The sequence below is a fragment of the Alcanivorax sp. genome, from assembly GCF_014762765.1.
GTDB lineage: Bacteria > Pseudomonadota > Gammaproteobacteria > Pseudomonadales > Alcanivoracaceae > Alcanivorax.
On record NZ_JABURH010000136.1, the window covers coordinates 1 to 20,942 of the forward strand.

Annotated in this window: 16 protein-coding genes; 3 read left to right on the top strand and 13 right to left on the bottom strand. The window is 61.0% G+C overall.

Features of this window, described 5'->3' with window-relative positions:
* Positions 1-270: 270 nt before the first annotated feature.
* From holA to leuS, 3 genes are read right to left on the bottom strand one after another with little or no spacing between them, the layout of a single operon-like run.
* Complete coding sequence (holA, locus tag HUJ17_RS09505; protein WP_290510468.1) at positions 271-1,272, bottom strand: DNA polymerase III subunit delta; 1,002 nt, start codon at positions 1,270-1,272, stop codon at positions 271-273.
* The gene (gene lptE / locus HUJ17_RS09510) at positions 1,272-1,781 is read right to left on the bottom strand and encodes an LPS assembly lipoprotein LptE (protein WP_290510469.1); all 510 of its coding nucleotides are present in this window, start codon (positions 1,779-1,781) and stop codon (positions 1,272-1,274) included. The genes holA and lptE overlap by 1 nt, the downstream gene beginning before the upstream one ends.
* A 9-nt stretch (positions 1,782-1,790) precedes the next feature.
* Positions 1,791-4,226, bottom strand: coding sequence for a leucine--tRNA ligase (leuS, locus tag HUJ17_RS09515; protein ID WP_290510470.1), 2,436 nt, complete (start codon positions 4,224-4,226; stop codon positions 1,791-1,793).
* A gap of 140 nt (positions 4,227-4,366) precedes the next feature.
* Here leuS and HUJ17_RS09520 point away from each other — a divergent pair, with 140 nt between their 5' ends.
* Positions 4,367-4,981, top strand: coding sequence for a YdcF family protein (locus tag HUJ17_RS09520; protein WP_290510471.1), 615 nt, complete (start codon positions 4,367-4,369; stop codon positions 4,979-4,981).
* Between the two features lie 127 nt (positions 4,982-5,108).
* Here the strand turns inward: HUJ17_RS09520 and sulP (HUJ17_RS09525) are convergent, their stop codons facing one another.
* The 6 genes from sulP (HUJ17_RS09525) to lnt all read right to left on the bottom strand — a co-directional run bounded on the left by sulP (HUJ17_RS09525) (position 5,109) and on the right by lnt (position 12,780).
* A complete protein-coding gene (gene sulP / locus HUJ17_RS09525; protein ID WP_290510472.1) occupies positions 5,109-6,854 on the bottom strand; it encodes a sulfate permease in 1,746 nt (581 codons plus the stop codon).
* A 2-nt stretch (positions 6,855-6,856) separates the two neighbouring features.
* Positions 6,857-7,285, bottom strand: a complete 429-nt coding sequence (locus tag HUJ17_RS09530; RefSeq protein WP_290510473.1) for a TIGR01244 family sulfur transferase — start codon at positions 7,283-7,285, stop codon at positions 6,857-6,859.
* Positions 7,286-7,322: 37 nt separating this feature from the next.
* Entirely contained in the window at positions 7,323-9,071 is a 1,749-nt protein-coding gene (gene sulP, locus HUJ17_RS09535; RefSeq protein WP_290510474.1) for a sulfate permease, read from the bottom strand.
* Positions 9,072-9,097: 26 nt separating this feature from the next.
* Positions 9,098-10,321, bottom strand: coding sequence for an FAD/NAD(P)-binding oxidoreductase (locus HUJ17_RS09540; RefSeq protein WP_290510475.1), 1,224 nt, complete (start codon positions 10,319-10,321; stop codon positions 9,098-9,100).
* A gap of 12 nt (positions 10,322-10,333) precedes the next feature.
* Positions 10,334-11,200: an MBL fold metallo-hydrolase gene (locus tag HUJ17_RS09545; protein WP_290510476.1), complete on the bottom strand. Its 867-nt coding sequence runs from the start codon at positions 11,198-11,200 to the stop codon at positions 10,334-10,336.
* A gap of 80 nt (positions 11,201-11,280) precedes the next feature.
* Entirely contained in the window at positions 11,281-12,780 is a 1,500-nt protein-coding gene (gene lnt, locus HUJ17_RS09550; RefSeq protein WP_290510477.1) for an apolipoprotein N-acyltransferase, read from the bottom strand.
* Positions 12,781-13,107: 327 nt separating this feature from the next.
* Between lnt and HUJ17_RS09555 the strand changes: the two genes are divergently transcribed.
* Positions 13,108-14,484 (top strand): B-box zinc finger protein, encoded by a 1,377-nt coding sequence (locus HUJ17_RS09555; protein WP_290510478.1) that lies wholly within the window; start codon positions 13,108-13,110, stop codon positions 14,482-14,484.
* A 322-nt stretch (positions 14,485-14,806) separates the two neighbouring features.
* On the opposite strand, the gene HUJ17_RS09560 is transcribed toward HUJ17_RS09555, so the two are convergent.
* Genes HUJ17_RS09560 through HUJ17_RS09575 form a run of 4 tightly spaced genes read right to left on the bottom strand, consistent with a single transcriptional unit; the run spans position 14,807 to position 18,518 of the window.
* Positions 14,807-16,186 (bottom strand): rhomboid family intramembrane serine protease, encoded by a 1,380-nt coding sequence (locus HUJ17_RS09560; RefSeq protein WP_290510479.1) that lies wholly within the window; start codon positions 16,184-16,186, stop codon positions 14,807-14,809.
* On the bottom strand, positions 16,158-17,039 hold the full coding sequence (locus HUJ17_RS09565) for a transporter associated domain-containing protein (protein ID WP_290510480.1): 882 nt from the start codon (positions 17,037-17,039) through the stop codon (positions 16,158-16,160). The genes HUJ17_RS09560 and HUJ17_RS09565 overlap by 29 nt, the downstream gene beginning before the upstream one ends.
* The gene (gene ybeY / locus HUJ17_RS09570) at positions 17,039-17,542 is read right to left on the bottom strand and encodes an rRNA maturation RNase YbeY (RefSeq protein ID WP_290510481.1); all 504 of its coding nucleotides are present in this window, start codon (positions 17,540-17,542) and stop codon (positions 17,039-17,041) included. Before ybeY ends, HUJ17_RS09565 begins: the two co-directional genes overlap by 1 nt.
* Positions 17,514-18,518, bottom strand: a complete 1,005-nt coding sequence (locus HUJ17_RS09575) for a PhoH family protein (protein WP_290510482.1) — start codon at positions 18,516-18,518, stop codon at positions 17,514-17,516. The genes ybeY and HUJ17_RS09575 overlap by 29 nt, the downstream gene beginning before the upstream one ends.
* Positions 18,519-18,816: 298 nt before the next feature.
* Between HUJ17_RS09575 and HUJ17_RS09580 the strand changes: the two genes are divergently transcribed.
* The gene (locus tag HUJ17_RS09580) at positions 18,817-20,817 is read left to right on the top strand and encodes a hypothetical protein (RefSeq protein ID WP_290510483.1); all 2,001 of its coding nucleotides are present in this window, start codon (positions 18,817-18,819) and stop codon (positions 20,815-20,817) included.
* Positions 20,818-20,942: the final 125 nt, after the last annotated feature.

Sequence of the window (20,942 nt, forward strand, 5' to 3'; positions counted from 1 at the left end):
CGAAGCCGCTGTAGGAGTACCTCTTGAGGTGCGAACCGCGCTTGCGCGGAAATCGCCCGCAGGGCGATCAGGAATCTCAGAGCTCGACAGGTTTCAGAAAGAACGGCGGATAGACTTTGGCCTCTCTTGCTTCGCTACGCTCGGTTCGTCCCTCAAGAGGAACTCCTACAGATAGAGGCCCTCAGCCTGGCAGTGCGGAGTCCTGAGGGAATTCATGAGGCACAGGGCCTTCTTCGCGTTGCAGCTTGACGCTTGTCGCTTGCAGCTGCCTTACCGTTCCATGCTACGCGGTAGCGGATGCCCTGCAAGGCGCAGTGCCAACGAGGTGATGTACTGCCAGGGGTCGCCCTTGGCCATGCCCTTGACGCACTGGTCGGCGCGAATGGCGCTGGCCTGGGCGGCCTTCAGGTGTTGGGGGTTGAGGCGCTGGGCCTGGGCCTGCATGGCACGTACCCGCTGGGGGGGCAGGCGCGGTGGCGGGCCGCCGCTGAGCATGCCGTCGAGGATGCGGATGTCACGGCTCAGTGCCCATAGCAACACCGGCGGCTCCACGCCTTCGGCGCGAAGGGTCTGGATGATGTGCAACACGCGCTGGGCGTTGCCCTGGGCGGTGGCTTCGGTGAGATCGAAGGGCGAGTAACGGCTGGAATCGCCTACCGCCTGTTGTACGTCTTCCGGGCCTACCTGGCCGTCTTCCACCAGCAGAGTCAGTTTGTCCACTTCCTGAGCGGCAGCCAGCAAATTGCCTTCGCTGCGTTCTATCAGCAAGGCCAGGGCATCTTCACTGGCACTGAGTCCGCGGCTTGCCAGGCGGTCTTGCAGCCAGTTGCGCAGGCCGGCGCCTTCCACCGGCCAGACTTCAATCACTGCGCCCACTTCGTCCAGGGCTTTCACCCAGGCGCTGTTCCAGTCCTTGCGGCGATCCAGTTTTGAGCAGCGGATCAGCAGCAGGGTGTCATCGCCGGGGCTGGCCAGAACATCGCGGAGGATCTGGCTGCCGGCCTTGTCCGGTCGCTTGTCGTTAAGCACCAGTTCCAGAATCCGGCGGCCACCGAACAGGCTCATGCTCTGGGATTCGTTGAGTAGGGAATTCCAGTCGATGCCGGTGTCGGAAGAGAAACGGTGACGCTCGTCAAAACCCTGATCGCGGGCGGCGCGGCGCAGGTCGTCGAGCAGCTCGCCCTGTTGCAGCGGCTCATCGCCAGCCACCAGGTAGGCGGGCAGCAACCGGTCGGCCAGATGTTTGCCAAGCTGCTCCGGGCGCAGGCGCATCAGTAGGTCTCCCAGCCCTCGGAGGCGGCGGCAATCTGGTTGATCAGCCGATAAGCCATATCCAGAAACAGGTCGTCACGGACCAGTTGTTCCTCATCGGAGGAGGCGGTGGCGTTTTCCGGATACCAGGGCAGGTTGCGCAGGGTCATCATGCGCGTTGGCGTGGTCAGCAGGGCGCCGCTCTTGCGGTCTTTGATGTGCCAGCGCAGGGTATAACGCAGTTCGATTTCCGCCTGGCGGCCCTGGGCGTCCACGGCGGAAGTACGGCGCATCCAGTCTTCGTCATCGATGACGAGGATATAGGGCGCCTCGTTGTGGACCAGTACGCCCTGGTCTTCCAGCTCGTCTTCCAGGGTGTAGCGCAGTTCCGTGGAGGCACCGCTTACCGTCAGGGTTTCCATGGAGGGTGTGCTGGTGGTGCCGCGCAGTTGCCAGCCGCAGGCGCTGAGGGAGAGCCCCAGCACCAACAGCAGGATCAGACGGGATGCGAAGCGCAAGCTGGATGTCATAACCGCCTCTCAGTTGGCAACGATGTTGACCAGTTTACCCGGCACAACGATCACCTTGCGGATGGTTTTTCCGTCGGTGAATTTCTGCACATTGGGCTCGGCCTTGGCCAGGTTTTCCACGGTGTCCTTGTCGGCGTTGGCGGGTACCTCAAGCTTGGCGCGTACCTTGCCGTTTACCTGAACCACCAATTCGATGCTGTCTTTCACCAGTGCGCTTTCGTCCACATCCGGCCAGGCGGCGTTGAGAACCGCTTCATCATGGCCCAGGGCTTGCCACAATGCGTGACTGGCGTGGGGTGTGATGGGCGCCAGCACCAGTACAGCGGCTTCCAGGGCTTCGTGTTTCACGGCGGCGTCGCCATCGAATTTGCTGACGTCGTTGATCAGCTCCATCACTGCCGCAATGGCGGTGTTGAAGGTGTGACGCCGGCCAAAATCGTCGCTCACTTTCTGGATGGTTTCGTGGGTCTTGCGACGCAGTGCCTTGGCATTGTCGTCCAGGCTGTCCACGTTCAGTGCACCCGGCAGGCCGGCTTCCACGTGTTCTGCCACCAGACGCCACAGGCGTTTGAGAAAGCGGAAAGCGCCTTCCACGCCTGAGTCGTTCCACTCCAGAGACTGCTCCGGGGGTGCCGCGAACATCATGAACAGGCGCACGGTGTCGGCACCGTATTCCTCGATCATTTCCTGCGGGTCCACGGTGTTGCCCTTGGACTTGGACATCTTGGCGCCGTCTTTGAGCACCATGCCCTGACAGAGCAGTTGCTTGAAGGGCTCGTCGGATTCCACCAGGCCGGTGTCGCGCAGCAGTTTGTGGAAGAAGCGCGAATAGAGCAGGTGCAGGATGGCGTGTTCAATGCCGCCCACGTATTGATCCACCGGCAGCCAGTAGTTCGCGGCTGCCGGGTCCAGCATGGCCTGGTCGTTCTGCGGGCAGCAGTAACGGGCGTAGTACCAGCTGGACTCCATGAAGGTATCGAAGGTGTCGGTTTCGCGCAGGGCGGGCTGGCCGTCAAAAGTGGTTTTGGCCCACTCCGGGTCGGCCTTGATGGGGCTTTTCACGCCGTCCATCTCCACCTCGGTGGGCAGCACGACCGGCAACTGGTCTTCCGGGGTGGGGTGCAGTTCACCGTCTTCGGTTTCCACCATGGGAATGGGGGCGCCCCAGTAGCGCTGTCGGGATACGCCCCAGTCACGCAGACGGTAGTTCACCTTTTTCTCGCCCAGATTGCGCTCGCTCAACCAGGTGGCGATGGCGTCGAAGGCCTCGGCGGAGGTCTTGCCGGTGAATTCCCCGGAGTTCACCAGTTTGCCTTTTTCGGTGAAGGCTTCGCTGTCCAGGTCGATGGACTCACCCTTGGCCGGTTCAATCACCTGCTTGATGGGCAGGCCGTATTTTTGGGCAAACTCGTAATCCCGCTGGTCATGGGCGGGCACCGCCATGACCGCACCGGTGCCGTAGCTCATCAGCACGAAGTTGGCCACCCAGACCGGGACCTGTTCGCCGCTGATCGGGTGAGTCGCGGTGAGACCGGTGTAGATGCCTTTCTTTTCCATGGTGGCCATATCGGCTTCGGCCACCTTGTTGTGCAGGCACTCTTCCACAAAGTCTGCCACTTCATGGTTGGCGGCAGCCGCTTTCTTCGCCAGCGGATGCGCCGCCGCCACGGCCACGTAGCTCACCCCCATCAGGGTGTCCGGGCGGGTGGTGTAGACGCGCAGCGGCGCTTCGCCCTGAATGGCGAATTCCATTTCCACGCCTTCCGAGCGGCCGATCCAGTTGCGCTGCATGGTCTTGACCTGCTCCGGCCAGCCATCCAGCTGGTCCAGGTCTTTCAGCAGTTCATCGGCGTAGTCGGTGATCTTGATGAACCACTGGGGAATCTCTTTCTGTTCCACCAGGGCGCCGGAGCGCCAGCCGCGGCCGTCGATCACCTGCTCGTTGGCCAGTACGGTCTGATCGATCGGGTCCCAGTTCACGGTGGACATCTTGCGATACACCAGCCCCTTCTCGTAGAGCTTGGTGAAGAACCACTGTTCCCAGCGATAGTATTCCGGGGTGCAGGTGGCCAGCTCACGATCCCAGTCGTAGCCGAAGCCCAGGCGCTGCAGTTGCCCGCGCATGTAGTCGATGTTCTCGAAGGTCCATTTTGCCGGGGCCACCTTGTTCTTGATGGCGGCGTTCTCGGCGGGCAGGCCGAAGGCGTCCCAACCCATGGGCTGCAGCACATTCTTGCCTTGCATCCGCTGGTAGCGGCTGATCACATCGCCGATGCTGTAGTTACGCACGTGGCCCATGTGTAGTCGCCCGGACGGGTAGGGGAACATGCTCAGGCAATAGAATTTTTCCTTGCCGGCCTCTTCGGTGACCTTGAAGCTTTGGTTATCCTCCCAGTACTGCTGGGCTTGGGCTTCGACTTGATCGGGGCGATACTGTGCGTCCATCGGCTCTCTACTGATCAAAAAAACTTACGGGAACATCGCGGTTGCGAAGGGGACATAGGATACATGAGCTCAGCCCGGATTTCTCACTGGTCTGCACCGCACAAGTGTTGGCTGAATAATCACCACAAACGGGAGTGCCGATGGCGTTGACCTACCTGGTGCTGCTGGTGCTGGTAGGGGGAACCCTGCCGGCAGTGGTCCGCAGCCTGTTGCCGCCCCTGCCGCGACGCAATACCGGTATTACTCCCCAGGCGGTGGTGGTACTGGGGGCCGGGCGGCGACAGCGTGATGGCCAGTTTTCCCTGACCACCCGTGGTCTGCGGCGATTGCAGCTGGCCGCGGAGCTTGCCCATGAACATGGGTTGCCGCTGGTGGTCAGTGGTGGCATCAGCGGAACGCCCCAGGCTGATGACGAACCCTCTGAAGCACAGTTGATGGCCGAGCTGGTCCGCCGACGTTGGCCGACCATGACGGTGCTGGAGGAAGGGGAAAGCCGTAATACCTGGGAAAATGCGGTGTACAGCGGCGAGCTGCTGGGCCAGCGTGGCATCGACGAAATCATGCTGGTCAGCGACCGGGCTCATCTGCCTCGAGCTCTGCTGTGTTTTCAGAGCCAGGGGGTCCTGGCACAGGCTGCCTGGCGCAAGCGACTGCCAAAACAGGAATGGGTGCCCTCTGCGGGGGCGTTATCCATGGTGCCGGAGATCTGGTACGAGTGGCTGGCGCTGGTGTGGTATCACCTGCGGTATTTGTAAGTGGCGCTGGATGACAGATGCAAAATCTGAATTCCCCGTTTCACCACAGAGGTCACAGAGTTCGCTGAGGATAACCCTTTCTTCTCTCTGTGTTCTCGGTGTCCTCTGTGGTTAACAGACTTTTGCTTCAGGCGTCAGCTTTTTCCTCCCGCAAACTCTCCGGCGCCAGCACTTCCATGGCCTGATAGTGGCTCAGATATACCCTGCCGGTCAGCACCTTCTGAAAGTCGGTCTTTATCAGTACGTCCATCACAGGGCCCTTTACGTTGGACAGGTTCAGAGTCACCCCGGCGTTTTTCAATCGTTCGTTCAGGCTTTCCAGACTTTCCACGGCGCTGGCATCCAGGTGATTGATGCCGGAGCAGTGCAGCACCACATGCTGAATCTGAGGGTGGGCCTGGGCTTCGTCGTAGATACGGTCTTCCAGGGTGCGGGCATTGCCGAAATAGAGGGATTCGTCCACCCGGATGGACAGCACCTCCTCGGTGAGTTCAACGCTATGGCGATCCATGTTGCGAAAATGATGGGTGCCGGGAATGCGACCCAGTTCAGCCACATGAGGCTGGCTGGTGCGCCACATGAACAAGGCTACGGACAGTGCTACCCCCAGCAATAAGCCACTCTGCACATTGATCAGCAGCACCCCGGCCAGGGTGGCGGCCATGGCCAGGGCGTCCGGGCGACTGAATGCCCACAGGTGTTTCAACTCCGACAGATTGATCAGTGGCAGGATGCCGACCACGATAATGGCGGCCAGGGATGCCAGTGGCAGGTACTGGAACCAGCCGGTGAAAAACAGGGCCACCAGAGCGATGCCGATACCGGTGAGCAGGCCGGCCATGGGGGTGCGTGCACCGGCGTCGTAATTCACTGTGGTGCGCGAAAAACTGCCGGTCACGGCGAAGGCGCCGGACAGGCCGCTGCCGATATTGGCCAGCCCCAGCCCCATCAATTCCCGGTTGGCATCGACCCGTTCGCGACGCTTGGCCGCCAGGGCCTGGGCCAGGGAAATGGATTCCACAAAGCCGATCAGCGCCAGTAACGCGGCCGGGGTAATCAGGCTTTGCCAGTGTTCGCGGCCCAGCCCGGGCAGGGTGAAATGGGGCAGCCCCGCGGGGATCGCGCCGACCACGGCAAGGCCACGGCTATCCAGCGACAGGGATACGGTGAGCAGCGTGGTGACCAGAACGGCCACAATCGGTCCGCACTTGCTGATAAAGGCCACCAGCCAGCCGGGCAGCCGGGTGGCCTTGAGCGGGGCGGCCAGATATTTCGGGATCAGCAGGCAGGCAATGGCGATCAGGCTGATGGCCAGTGTCAGCCAGTGAGTCTGCGGCAGTTGTTGCGCCAGGGTCTGTGCCAGTGTCACCAGCTCTTCGCCGGTGGCGTCGATGCGCAACAGGTGTTTGAGCTGACTGGTGGCGATGAGAATGGCGCAGCCGCTGATGAAGCCGGTGATCACCGGGTGGCTGAGCAGGTTGGTGAGCCAGCCCAGCCTTAATATGGCCATGGCTACCAGAAACAGCCCTGACAGCAGCCCCATGCCGATGGCGGCCTTGATAAACAGTTGCGGGTCGCCCTGGGCCAGGGTGCCCGCCGCAGAGGCGGTGATCAGTGAGGTAAGGGCGGCGGGGCCCACGGACAGGGTGCGACTGGTGCCGAACAGGGCGTAGAGAATCAGCGGCAGGATGCTGGCATAGAGGCCGGTTTGCGGCGGCATGCCGGCGAGCATGGCGTAGGCCAGGCCCTGGGGAACCAGCAGGATAGTGACAATGATGGCGGCCAGCACATCTCCGGCCGCCTGCTCACGGTTGTAGGTGGCGAGCCAGTCACGGGCCGGCAGCCAGCGGAACCGGCGGCCGGCGTCTGCCACGGCTACTGGCCCCGACGCTGGTCGAGTCGGCCGGCAAGCTGGCTCAGGTCATAGCCGGCCTGTTCAGCGGCGGCCAGGATACTGGCATTGTCCTGCTCGTCAGCCTGGGTCAGGGCCCACAGGGTGGTGCAGCGGGTGCCGGTGCGGCAGAAGGCCAGTACGGGTTGCTCTGCCAGGGAAACGATGGCGTCAAAGCCGTCGATGTCCACGTCGCTGATGTTGTTACCCACGACCGGTTGATGGGCGTACTCGAGACCGGCGGCTTCTGCGGCGGCAGCCAGTTCGGCGCTGGTAGGCTGGTCTTCACTTTCGCCATCGGGGCGGTTGTTGATGACGGTCTTGAAACCGGCCCTGGCCAGCTCGGCCATGTCTTCTGGCTGCAGTTGCGGTGCCACTGACAGACTTTCGGTAAGGCGATTGATGGTAGCCATGAAAACTCCTTGCGAATGAACGCTCAGCTTAACCTTGTCAGACAGGGCTGCAAGGGGGAGCGGGATTTTCCTCGATGCTTTCCGGTGCCAGCGCGCGTATGGCCTGATACTGGGTGAGGAAGATCTGACCGGTCAGCAATGCCGGCAGGGTAGTGTGCTGCAGCTGGTCCATGACCGGCCCCTTGATTTCGGAAAGGTGCAGGCGGATACCGGCATCATCCAGACGCTGGTTCAGACTCAACAGACTGTCCACGGCACTGGCATCCAGGTGATTGATGGCGGTGCCCATCAGTACCACGTGTTCCGTTTGCGGACGCAGCAGGGCGGCATCGTAGATCCGGTCTTCCAGGCCCCGGGCATTGGCAAAATACAGGGATTCGTCGATACGTACGCTCATCACACGTGGAGAAACGCGCACCTGGTGGCGCTGCACATTACGGAAATGCTCGGTGCCTGGCACCAGGCCCACTTCCGCCACATGGGGCTGATTGGTTCGCCACAAATACAGGGCCAGAGAGGTGATCACCCCGGCCAGCACGCCAGCTTCCACGCCCCAACCCAGGACCCCGACCATGGTGATGGCCATGGCGGTGAAATCCAGTCGGGAGAAATGCCAGGTGTGTTTCAGCGCTGGCAGGTCCACCAGCGATAGCACAGCGACCACAATGGTGGCGGCCAACGTTGCCTTGGGCAGGTAGGTGAAGGCGCCGGTCAGAAACAGCGCGGTGAGAGCAATGCCGATGGCAGTGAATACGCCGGCCATGGGGGTGCGGGCGCCGGCATCGAAATTCACCACGGAACGGGAGAAGCCCCCGGTCACAGGAAAGCCGCCACTGAAGGCGCTGGCCAGGTTGGCGCCGCCCAGCCCCATCAGTTCCTGGTTGGCGTTGATGCGCTGGCGACGTTTGGCTGCCAGGGTCTGGGCGACAGAAATAGATTCCACAAAGCCGATCAGGCTGATCAGCAGAGCGGGCAGCAATAACGCCTGCCAGAGGCCGGCATCAAATACAGGTAATGACAATGCGGGCAGGCCTTTGGGAATATGACCGACAATGGCCATGCCGCCGCTATCCAGTTCCAGCATGGCCACGGCCAGGGTGGAGCCGAGTACGGCGATGACAGGTCCTGCTTTACTCACCAGGTCGGACCAGAAGGCATTGAAGCCGAGTTTTTGCAGTAACGGCTTGAGTGCCTTGCGCACCCAGAACAGAAAGGCCGTCACCAGCGCACCGAGTACCACGGTAGGCCAATGGGTTTGGGGAAAATGCTGTGTTAGCGATCGGCCAAGCTCCACCAGGTTATGGCCCGACAGGGGGATTCCCAGCAGATGCTTGAGCTGACTGGCGGCAATCAGCAGGCCGGAGGCACTGATAAAGCCGCTCACCACTGGGTGCGATAACAGATTGGCAATCCAGCCCAGTCGAAGTAGAGCCATCACCATAAGAATGGTGCCGGACAGAAAAGCCAGAATGACAGTGGCTGCCAGGTATTGTTGACTGCCGGCCGTGGCTACCTGACTGGCTGCAGCAACGGTCATCAGCGAGGCTACCGCCACCGGGCCCACCGCCAGGGTACGGCTGGAACCGAGCAGGGCATAGACAACCAGTGGCAGGATACTGGCGTAGAGACCGACTTCCGGTGGCAGCCCGGCGAGCATGGCGTAGGCCAGGCTCTGGGGAATCAGCATGATGGTGACGATCACCGCTGCCACGCTATCCCGGGCAGCGGTCTCGCGGTTGTAGTGGGGCAGCCACTGGGCGGCGCCCAACCAGGCAGGCAGTTTCATCTTGCCATCCCTTGTTGTGTCACGCGTTAGAGTTTGCCTGGCCTGGCCAGCCACTCATGGCCCTTTAGCATCAGCTCGAAGTAGATTTTTGGCATGGCATGACGTTTCAGCCACCACATACTGCTGCGCGGTACTGTGGGGTCGAGCGGGAAGCTGGGTTGCAGTTTGCCCTGATAGCCAAATTCGGCCAGCACGACCTTGCCTTTTTCCACGGTCAGCGGGCAGGCGCCATAGCCTTCATAGCGGGCGGTCGGCGCTCGATTCTCCAGCGCAGCGCAAAGATTTTCCGCGACAACCGGCGCCTGCTTGCGCACGGCAGCAGCGGTTTTGGCATTGCTGGCGCCGCAGGCATCGCCCAGGCTGAATACATTGGCAAAACGGGGGTGCTGCAGGGTGGCTTCGTCCACGGCGACCCAGCCGGTCTCGTTGGCCAGCTCACTGTCGCGCACAAACTGTGGGGCCCGTTGCGGCGGTACCACATGCAGCATGTCGAAGGGCTCGGTGTGGTCGGTGCTGGTGCCATCGCCATTGGTGCGCCGGAAGGTGGCTTCGCGGGCCGGGCCATCCACGGCGATCAGGGTGCTATTGAAATTCAGATTGGCGTTGTAGCGCTTCACATATTCCATCAGTGGCGGCACAAAATCCGCCACGCCGAACAGTACGGCGCCGGCATTATGGAACTGCACATCAATGTTGCCCAGGGTGCCGGTTTCTTCCCAGTGGTGGCAGGACAGGTACATGGCCTTCTGCGGCGCCCCGGCGCACTTTATGGGCATGGGCGGCTGGGTGAAAAGCGCCCGGCCACGTTTCAGTTGTTGCACGCATTCCCAGGTGTAGGGCGCCAGTTCAAACAGATAGTTGCTGGTCACACCATGCTTGCCAAGGCTGTTTTCCAGACCCGCTATGGCGCCAAGATTCAGCTCCAGACCCGGTGCCACTACCAGAAACTGGTAGCTCAGGGACTGGCCATCTTCCAGGGTTACCTGATTGTGTTCCGGCTGCAGGCTGGTAACACGGGTGCGCAACCACTTGGCTCCGTTGGGAATCAATTTGCCGGTGGCTTTGCAGGTATTGGCCGGGTTGAAACAACCGCCACCCACCAGGGTCCAGGCGGGCTGGTAAAAGTGCCGGTCATTGGGCTCCACGATGGCCACGGACAGGTGCGGCTTGCGCTTGAGGAGGCTGGCCGCCGCCGCAATGCCGGCAGCACCGCCGCCGATCACAACTACGTCCCACAGAGTCGGTGTCATGGTCATCGCCTCTTACAGTGCGTTCAGCGGAATTTTCAGGTAGCTAACGCCATTGTCTTCCTCGGGAGGCAGGTGGCCGGCGCGCATATTGATCTGCACCGAAGGCAGAATCAGCCGCGGCATATCCAGGGTGGCATCGCGTTTTTCGCGCATGCTGACGAACTCCTCCTCGGAAACGCCTTCGTGCACGTGGATATTGTGGCGACGCTGATCGCCCACGGTGGTTTCCCACTGGAATTCGCTGCGGCTGTCCGGCAGGTAGTCGTGGCAGAGGAACATGCGGGTGTCGTCTGGCAGGGCCAGTAGTTTCTGTACGGACTGGTACAGGGTGCGGGCATCACCGCCGGGGAAGTCACAGCGGGCGGTGCCATAGTCCGGCATGAACAGGGTGTCGCCCACAAAAACTGCATCGCCGATCACATGGCTCATGCAGGCCGGGGTATGGCCGGGGGTGTGGATGGCCCGGGCTTGGAGGTTGCCGACCTGGTAGGTCTCGCCATCGGTAAACAGGTGGTCGAATTGGCGGCCGTCACGGGCGAACTCGGTACCGGCGTTGAAGATCTTGCCGAAGGTATTCTGCACGGTGCGGATATGTTCACCGATCGCCAGCTTGCCGCCCACTTGTTCCTGGATCCAGGGTGCGGCGGAAAGGTGATCCGCATGCACATGGGTTTCCAGCAACCAGTCTACGGTGAGGCCTTCCTGTTTGACGTAGGCCACAATCTGGCTGGCACTGTCATGGCGGGTACGCCCGGCTTTGGGGTCGTAGTCCAGCACCGAATCCACAATGGCACAGTGCCGGGTTTGCGGATCTGTCACCACATAACTGACGGTGTTGGTGTCGTTGTCGAAAAAGGCTTTAACGATTGGGCGAGACATGGGTGTTCCCTCCTGTCACTGGGCAGCGTTCATGCACAGTTATAGAAGGGAATCAGACCAAAGTCAAATTTGGAATAAGCTTATTCTTTAATGTTATATGAGGGCTGTTTCTTCTTCCTTCCCAGCATGGCGGGTAGCAGCAGCAGTACCGAGAGCGCCAGCCAGGGCCAGACGCCCAGGGCCATGAATGGCGTGATACCGGTACGTGGCTGGTAATGGCTGTAAAGCACATCACGCTCGAACTGGGGCAGGGCGTCCACGATCCGGCCCTGGTGGTCGATAACGGCAGTGACGCCATTGTTGGTGCCGCGCAGCAGCCAGCGGCCGGTTTCCCGGGCCCGCAAACGGGCCATCTGGAAATGCTGAAGTGGGCCGGCGGAGGTGCCGAACCAGGCGTCATTGCTGATGGTCACCAGCACATCCGCATCATGGCTGCGGCTGGCCACCAGTTGCGGGTAGAGAATCTCGTAGCAGATAAAGGGAGCCACGGTATGGCCCAGCACCGTCAGGTTTGGCTGACTGGGGTCGCCTGGTGTGAAACCGGACATGGGCAGATCGAAGAAGGGAATCAGACCGCGAATCAGTGACTGCATGGGCACATATTCGCCAAAGGGCACCAGCTTCTGTTTGTGGTAGACCCGCTCGTTGCCGCCGTCACTGTCACGCAGGGGAATGGCCGCGATGCTGTTGCGATAGGTAATGCCCGCGTCGCTGACGCTGCGCCAGGGAATGCCGGTAATCAGGGCGCCGTTACGGTCTGCCAGTTGGTTGCCTTCATCCTCGATGAAATCGGTAATGGTCTGGTAGAACTCGGTCATGGCCGATTCCGGCCACAGTACCAAGGTGTCGGCGGGGATGTCCCGGGTCAGTTCATGGTAGATGCGGCGGGTCTCGCCGCGCATGGAAATCTGCCACTTCAGATCCTGGGGGATATTGCCTTGCACCAGTGCCACCTTTTGCTGCGGGCCGTTGGCATGGGTGAACGTCAGCAAGTGACCGGCAGCGGCGGTGATCAGCACCAGCACCGACAGACCGGCGGCTACCCAGCGGAGTGTGCCGGGCTGGCGCAGCTGGATCAGGGTGGCGCTGAGCAACACCGTGGCAAGGGTAAGCAGCCAGACACCTCCCAGTGGCGCCAGGCTGGCCAGCGGCGTGTCTATCAGTGCGTAGCCGGCATACAGCCAGGGGAAGCCGGTGAGCAGCCAGCCACGCAGCCAGTCCAGCAGCAGCCAGATACCGGCAAACACCAGGGCCGAACGCCCCAGGCGCCAGCTCAGGGAAAAGGTGAGGCCGTAGAACAACGCCAGAAAGGCGGCAAAAATGGCGGTGAAGGGAATCGCCATCCATAACGGCATGTAGCCATAGTCGTTCATGGAGACATGCACCCAGGACACCCCGAAACCGAACATACCAAGGCCATAGAGCCAGCCGCGCAGGAAGGCTTCCTTGCCGGAGCTGGCCTGTTGCTGGCACCAGAAGCCGGCGGCCACACTGACGAACAGCAGTGGCCACAGGTCATAGGGGGCGAAGGCAAGTGGGAACAGCAGGCCGGCAATCAGGGCCAGCAGACGGTGGCGCATGGAATTCCTCGTTTCATGGTGGCGGCCACTCCGCTGGGCGGTTACCGCTAGAGTCTGTGCAATAATACGAATAAAGTATCAGGCAGCATTGTTGATTTGACGGGACGGGGAACGGCAAGTTTCAAGTTGCAAGTTTCAACGCGAACTCGGGTATCGGTTTTTATATGCACCGGCCGCGTTCAAGCGAATGGCGCGCGGCTTCCTTCGCTGGAAAAGCCCAAAATCATGTGGCGCGTTGCAACTTGCAACTTGAAACTTGTCGCACTCACCTTCCTGCCAGTACGCCAATAACAACAAGACCGCTTTCTTTGGTCAGGGAGCATCATAGTGAATCGCTATTGCAAGTACCATCCGGGGACGGAGGCACTATGGTATTGCAGTCATGATGGATTGCATCTGTGTCAGCAATGTGTGGAGGGACGGGAAGGCAGCCTGACAGACGCACGCTGTCTGCTCTGCAACCAGGAAGTCGAGAGTAGTGAGCAGGGGCCGGCCGGGCCGCTGTGGCGGCAACTGGATCGTTATTTTCGTTACCCGTTTACCCCTGTGCTGTTACCCGTACTGTTGCTGTGGGCTGTTCTGGCGGCGTTGGTGCCGCCCTTGCCGGTGATGGTGCCGGTGGCACTGCTGGGAGGGCTGCCAGCCTGGGGTTTTGCCCGGGCGATAATGACCCTGCGCAGCCATCCTGCCAAGGCTCGGAAAATCTCCGTGCCGGGCTGGGATTGCCTGTCTGATATGGCGGGTTGGAAGGCAGCGTTGCTGCAGGCAGTGCCGCCCCTGCTGGTGATGGTTCCTGCCGGCTTTGTGTTGGTGATGGTGTCGGTGCCGGCGGGCTTGCTGACCGGGGCGCTGGGCCTGTTGCTGGTGCCGGCCTTCTGGTTGGCCATCCAGGTACAGGGGGCGGAACCCGGTTCTTATGCGGCGGCCTTGGCCTATGTGTTTTCGGCGCCCCGGGATTATGCGGTGGCGGCGCTGCTGGCATCGCTGGGTTGGCTGCTGGGGGTAGGGCTGGTGGCAGTGGCGGTGGATGTGATGCCGCTGCCGTTGGCTCAGGGGGTGGCCGGTGCGCTGGCGGCACTCTGGTGGCTGGCATTGGCCTGCCTGTGCGGCGATATCCTGGCCCGTCATGGCCGTCTTTGGGGGCTGGATCAGGGCGCAAAGAAAGTCACCGTACCGCTGGAAGAGCGGCGCCAATGGCTACAGCTCTGTGCCGGGCGCTTCGACAAGGTGCTGTTGAGCACAGCCAAAAGCCTGAAGAACAAAAAGGCCACGGTGACAGACTGGCAGCGCTATGACCGCCTTCTGGCCATGACCGACAAAGACGATGAGCGTCGTGCCGTTGCTCCGGCCTATCTGGAGAGGCTGGTGGTGTCTGGCGCCTGGTCCGAGGCGCTGGCGTTGCTGGCCCGTCAGCGAGAAGCGGAGCCCGCCTGGCTGCCGGCATCGCCTTCCCTGCGTCTGGCACTGGCCCGTGGTATCCATGAGCGGGAACCGAAAGTGGCAGTGGCGCTGCTCAAGGATCTGCACGACCGGCACCCGGATTTCAGCGAGCTGGGTGACGCCTATCTGTTGTTGGCAAAGATTCTCGCCGAGCAATTCGGGCTGGCCGGCAAGGCGGAACAGTACCTGCGTTTTGTGGAAAGCCAGTGTCGGGATGCCAAGTTGCGCAAGCAGGTGGTGGACTACCGGGAGGCGTGGGGGTAGGTACGAGCTACAAGCTACGTTGGTTGGTCGGCAGCTTCAGGAAGCTCCTCGTGTTCTGTCATTTCTACGAAGCCGCTGTAGGAGCGGCGCTTGAGCCGCGAACCGCGCTTGCGCGGAAATCGACCGCAGGGCGATCAGGAATCTCAGGGTTCGACAGGTTTTAGAAAGAACGGCTGACGCCGCCCTCTGTTGCCCCGCCACACTCGGTTCGCACCTCAAGCGGTGCTCCTACAGACAATCGCGCCGGCAACGATACTCACAACCCGGATTGTTCCGTTGAGCGCGGGCAGGGCGCACGGCCCAGCCCCGCTGTCGCTTGGAGCTACACCTCCAACGCCTTGGCCCGATGCCCTAATCCTTCCCGATGTAACGCCTCGCGCAGGGCCAGCAGGGCTGGCTTGCGGGTGTCGTGGTGATCCAGGCTGGCGGCCAGTGCTTCTGCCTGGGCAAAGTCGCCGGCCCGGGTCAGGGTTGTCACCAGAGGCCAGCCAATCTGCGCGGGCAGTTCGGTCCCCTGCTGCTGGCGGAACTGCTGCCAGCAACTGGCAATCTGCTGCGGCTGTCCTTTTTCGACGGCCGGGTGGGTAAACAGGCGGTGGGCGATGTGGAGCCAGTCGTCGGTGTTCTGACCCATGCGGTGGGCAGTGAACAGGCCGGTAAGAGCGTCAAAGTGATCCGGTTGCTGCTCCAGCACGTGCTGAAAGGTATCAACGGCGGCCTCCACCTGCAGGCGGCCCAGGGCATCCCAGCCTCGTTGCAGCGCTTGCTGGGTCGTTGCATCAGGGGTGACGGTCTCGACGTCCTGGGAGGGTTCCGCCGGCCCCATAACCTGTACCAGCAGGATGCCGCCAGCAAGCGCCAGCACGCCGGCGGCCAGATTGGCCATGGCCGGCTGACTTTGCCAGGCCAGTATGCCGAGTAGTGCCAGCGGAATTGCCGCCAAGGCCGGGGTGGGCAGGGAAATCGCTGTCCACGCCTTGCCGGGTAGCCGGATGGAGAGTGTGGTGCGCCAGCCCTGCAGGCCGAGGAAGGCCCCGTACCAGACCATCAGCGCAGCAGTAGCACCATGGAAAGGCATTTGTCCCGCTCGGGCCAGTAGCAGGTAGCCGGCCCCGGCCAGCAGGCAGCCGAGCAGCCAGAGTGTCAGCACCCGGCCATGGCCCAAGTGGCGTTCGAGCGATGGTGCCAGCGGTAACAGCAGCAGTACGGTGAGAGACGTCAGCCACAGGGGGGCGCCGGTGAGTGGTGCGGTGAAGAAGCGGGCCGGACGGGGGTGGCTGTCGGCCAGCCCCCAGCGGTAAAGGTTGCTGGTGGCGAGCTGGCCGGGCACATGCTGGCGCAGGGCTTTCCACTTTTCTATCTGGGCCGGGGACCAGAAGTCCCTGGCGCGCTGGTCGCTGTCTTTAACGAAGCCGGTGGATAGCAGCGCGGCGCTGTAGGCATGATTGTCGCCATTGGTCAGCTGCTGTTCCAACTGGCCGGCCAGTTTGCCGCGCCCGTTGAAGCGCAGCCAGGACAGGTAGTTATTCCATTCCAGGGTTTTCAGGCCACTGGCCGCATACCAGCTGAGTGCTGGCTGAGGCGCCTGTGCCGGGTTGAGCAGGGCGCCCAGCAACAGGCTAAGGGCAATCACTGCCATTACCCAGGGGGCTTTCAACAGGGTGGTAAGGCTGTCAGCTTTCGGCCTCTGTGGCAGTGGCATTGTGGTTTTCCCCCGGCGGTGTGACCCGCAGCAATCTTATTGTTCTGCCGTCGGCGCTGAGTACGGTGAAGAGATAGCCATCCAGTTCCACACTTTCATCGCGGCCGGGTAGTCGGCCGAATTTCTGCATCACCAGCCCGCCGATGGTGTCGAATTCCTCATCGCTGAACTGGCAGTGGAAGTGTTCGTTGAAATCGTCGATAGGCGTCAACGCCTTGACAGTGTACTCGTGGTCGTCCAGGTCCTTGATCAGGTAGTCCTCTTCTTCCACGTCGTGTTCGTCCTCGATTTCACCGACGATCTGTTCCAGGACATCTTCAATGGTAACCAGCCCGGCCACGCCGCCATATTCATTGACCACAATGGCCATGTGATTACGGCTGATACGGAATTCGCGCAGCAGTGAGTCCAGCCGTTTGGACTCGGGAACCACCATAGCAGAGCGGATATGATCCTTGATGGCGAAACGTTCCATGCGGGCCGGTTCAAGGATTAACGGTAGCAGATCCTTGGCAAGCAGGATGCCGATCACTTCATCCGGGTCGTCGCCGAGCACCGGGAAACGGGAGTGGGCGCAGTCGATGATGGTGGGAAGGAAATCCCGAGGGTCGGAGCTGGCCTTGATGCTGACCATTTGGGAGCGGGGAATCATGATTTCGCGCACCTGCATGTCCGCCACACAGACCGCGCCTTCGATAATGCCCAGGGTGTCCCCGTCGATAATGTGCGAATCGCGCATGGAGCGCATCAGGTCCAGTAGCTCGCTCCGGTCTCCGGGCGTGGAGGAGAAAAACTGGCCGACACGCTCCAACCAACTTCGGCTGGTACCGTTATCCGAATAATCGTCCGACATCAGGGGTGAAGCTCCGTATTGTTCTCAAGGTGGTAAGGGTCGGCAAAACCCTGTTCGTTCAGGGCGCGGATTTCCATGGCTTCCATGATCTGCGCGTCCTCGTCATCAATGTGATCGTACCCCAGCAGGTGCAGCACACCGTGGGTGACCATGTGGGCCCAGTGGGCTTCCAGGGTCTTGTTCTGCTCTATGGCTTCCCGGCGAACTACCGGCGCGCACAGGATGATGTCGCCGAGCAGCGGCTCCATGGCATCTTCGGGCAGGCCTTCGGGCATTTCGAAGGGGAAGGACAGCACATTGGTGGGCTTGTCCTTGTCGCGGTATTCCCGGTTGAGGGTGCGGATTTCGTCTTCATCGACGATACGCAGGGTGATATCCCCCACTACGCCGCCAGCTACCTGTGCTGCATGGCGAACCCAGTCGCATAACCGGGATTCGTCAGGGGCGTCCGGGGCGTCGCTGGCCCACTGGATATCAACGCTGGGTGTCGGTATCCCGTTCATGGCGGTCGTAGGCCTCTACAATACGTTGTACCAGCGGGTGGCGAACCACGTCGCGGCTGTCGAACCGGGTCACCCCGATCCCTTTTACCCCGTCCAGCACTTCCAGAGTATTCACCAGGCCAGAGCGCTGGTGACGGGGAAGATCCACCTGGGTCACGTCCCCGGTGATCACTGCCCGGGTCCCGAAACCGATGCGGGTGAGAAACATCTTCATCTGTTCCGGGGTGGTGTTCTGGGCTTCATCCAGAATCACGAAACTGTTGTTCAGCGTGCGCCCGCGCATGTAGGCCAGCGGAGCCACTTCAATCACCATCCGGTCCATCAGCTTGGCCACGGTTTCGAAGCCGAGCATTTCATAGAGGGCGTCGTAGAGGGGGCGTAGATAGGGATCGATTTTTTCCGCCAGGTCCCCGGGCAGAAAGCCCAGCTTTTCACCGGCTTCCACTGCCGGGCGCACCAGCAGGATGCGTTGTATTTCGGCTTTCTCAAGTGCGTCCACCGCGCAGGCTACCGCCAGCCAGGTCTTGCCGGTGCCGGCCGGACCGATGCCGAAATTGATATCGTATTTGCGCACCTGTTTTACGTACTCACGCTGGTGGGCTCCGCGGGGCTTGATGCGTACCCGTTTGGTGCGTATCACCACCTCATCACTGGGAAAAGCCACGGTGTTGTCGGTGTTTTTTCCTGCAGCATGGTCGGCCACGTTGGACTGCTGCAGATGCAGGTGCACCATCTCCGGAGTCAGCTCGGTACCATCGCCGGTTTGCTCATACAACTCGTTAAGAATGGCCCCGGCGGCTTCCACGGATGAGGCGGGTCCTGCCAGATGAAATTGGTTACCACGATTGTGGATATCCACATGCAGGCGCTGGGCAATCTGCTTGATGTGCTCGTCCAGGTGGCCGCAGAGACTGGCCAGGCGACGGGAATCGTTGGGTTCGAGGCTGATGTGCTGGGAAGCGAGTGGTGTGTCCAAGATGGAAAACGTGGCCCCTCGGGCTGTTGCAGAGAGTTTCAGAATACCCCGAAGCGTGTTGCCGGGGAAGAAAAATCACCTGCGCAGCCTAGCCCCGTAAGGTGGCGGGCCGCAAGCGTTGATGTCGGGGTGTCGGACAACCGGCTTGGGGGGCAAGATCTTTGATCCGGCTACGTTTTAATCGAGAATCATTACGCGCTGTTACATCCATCTCCGCGTGGGGGCGGTATCAGAAACAGGACCCGGTTGTCCTGACTGACCGGCACCAAGCCGGTATCGCTATCCAAGGAGAGATGACATGAATGTGAATGGCAAAGGTTTACTGTGGCTGTCGCCATTGGCCGTTGCGATAACGCTGGCAGCCTGTGGGGGAAATAACAGCGACCGTTCCCGAATCAATGTACCCGGTGTGGCTCAGGGCCCGTCATTACTGGTGATGCACAATGGTGGTGCTAACGCCGGTCAAATTGATCGTCTGGACGCGCGGCTGGAGGTGCAGGGTACTTTCAATGCTGATGCCAATGAAGGCATTGCGCTGGACCTGTTGGGCAATCTCTACGCCGCCAACGACAGTGCCGGTGCCCCCAGCACGTTACAGGTTCTGCACCAGCTGGCTGAGAGAACAGATGGCTCTGCGGCGGTGCCTACTCTGGACCGTAGTGTCGCTGCACCGGGTTCCATGACGCTTAAAGGGATTGCCATCGCCCATGAAGCCGGGCTGGTAATGGCAGCTAATATCGGTGGCAACAGTGTGGAAGTCTTCGGCACGGCAGCGGGGGCAAGCGCGACGCCTCTGGCCAGTACGTCCCTGTCGGGAAATACCTGGGATCTGGCCTACGACGAAGCGGCGGATCGTCTGTTCCTGGCCATGACCAATGGCACGGTCATGGTGGTGGATGACTACGTTGCAGGTGGTTTCATGTCGACTCCTGCCCGGGTGATTACCCCGGATACGGCAGGCACGGTGTCTAATATGCACGGCATCGCCTATCGGGCCGACTCGGACACTCTGGTGGTCAGCGATGTGGGTGACGCAGCCGTGGCAGATGATGGCCAGCTATATGTGATCAACAATGCGTCCACGGCCAATGGCACGGTGACGCCTGCGCGGACCCTGGCCGGCCCGGCGACCAAGCTGGGTAATCCAGTGGACCTGGTGCTGGACGGCAACACGGTTTACATCGCGGAAAAATCCAACGATGCCATTCTGGTTTACCGCAACGTATTTTCTGGCGGTTCCGGGGATATTGCGCCGAACCGGGTCGTCGACAGCATCAAACCGGAATCACTGGCCATTATTAACGAGTCCGAGTTGCAACCGGGCCTTTCCGATATTGATATCGCCGGGACCACCTTCACCGGGGTTGCGGTAACCAGTAATCCGCCGGCAGCCCCGGGTGACCCAGATGTGGTGGTACTGGATCTGGATCTTGGCGCCATGCAGCGTGGTTTTTCCACAAACCAGGATCGCGAAAGCCTGGCATTCAACCAGTTGGGTGATGCCTACATTACCTACGACACTGGCCTGGCTGTGATCAACCGCCTGGCTACGGATCGCGATGGCGAGATGTTTTCTCTGAGTCGTGACCGGGTGATTGAAGGCGCGAGCACCGGGCTGATGTCGCCGAAAGGCTTTGATGTGGAGGACTCGCTGGGCTGGGTGCTGGTCACTGATAACGGTAGCCCGTCGGTGCGGGTATTCGGCGCCCAGGCCGGTGGCGATGCCGCTCCACTGTTCACGACCAGCCTGTCCGTAGCACCCTGGGATCTGGATTATGACCCTGATGCCGATCAGCTCTTCGTGGCCCTCACTGATGGCACGGTAGCGGTCTTTGACAGCTACAGCACGGCACGTGGCAGTGCCGGTCCTGACCGCATAATTACCCCTGCTGAGGCGGGTGTGGCATTTGCTGCCCCGACCAATTTGCACGGCATTGTGTATGTGGCGGAAACCGACCAGCTGATACTGTCGGATGTGGGCAGCGGTGCGAATCCCACCGACGGCAAGCTGTATGTCTTGGATAACGGCTCAACCGCTGACGGCATCACCGATGTCACCGTGAATATCGATAACGGCGACAACAATACGGTTGGCAACACCCAACTCGGTAATCCTGTGGACATCGCCTTCGATGGCGAGCACCTCTATGTGGCGGAGAAATCCCAGGGCATGGTGCTGCGCTTTGACAATATCCTTGATTCAGCCGGTGGTGACGTAACGCCTTCGCTGACCTGGATGCAGTCGTCGCCGGAATCGGTGTCCCTGATTGCGGATGATCTTGGCCGCGCGCCTGAGTAAGCAAGGGGGAGCACTTCTACGGTTCCCTTTACCGGGCCGCTTCGGCGGTCCGGTTTTCCTCTTGTTGACACATTCTTCTCGTACTCTGGTGAATCATTTTCATTCCGCTTCTTACTGGATTCCCA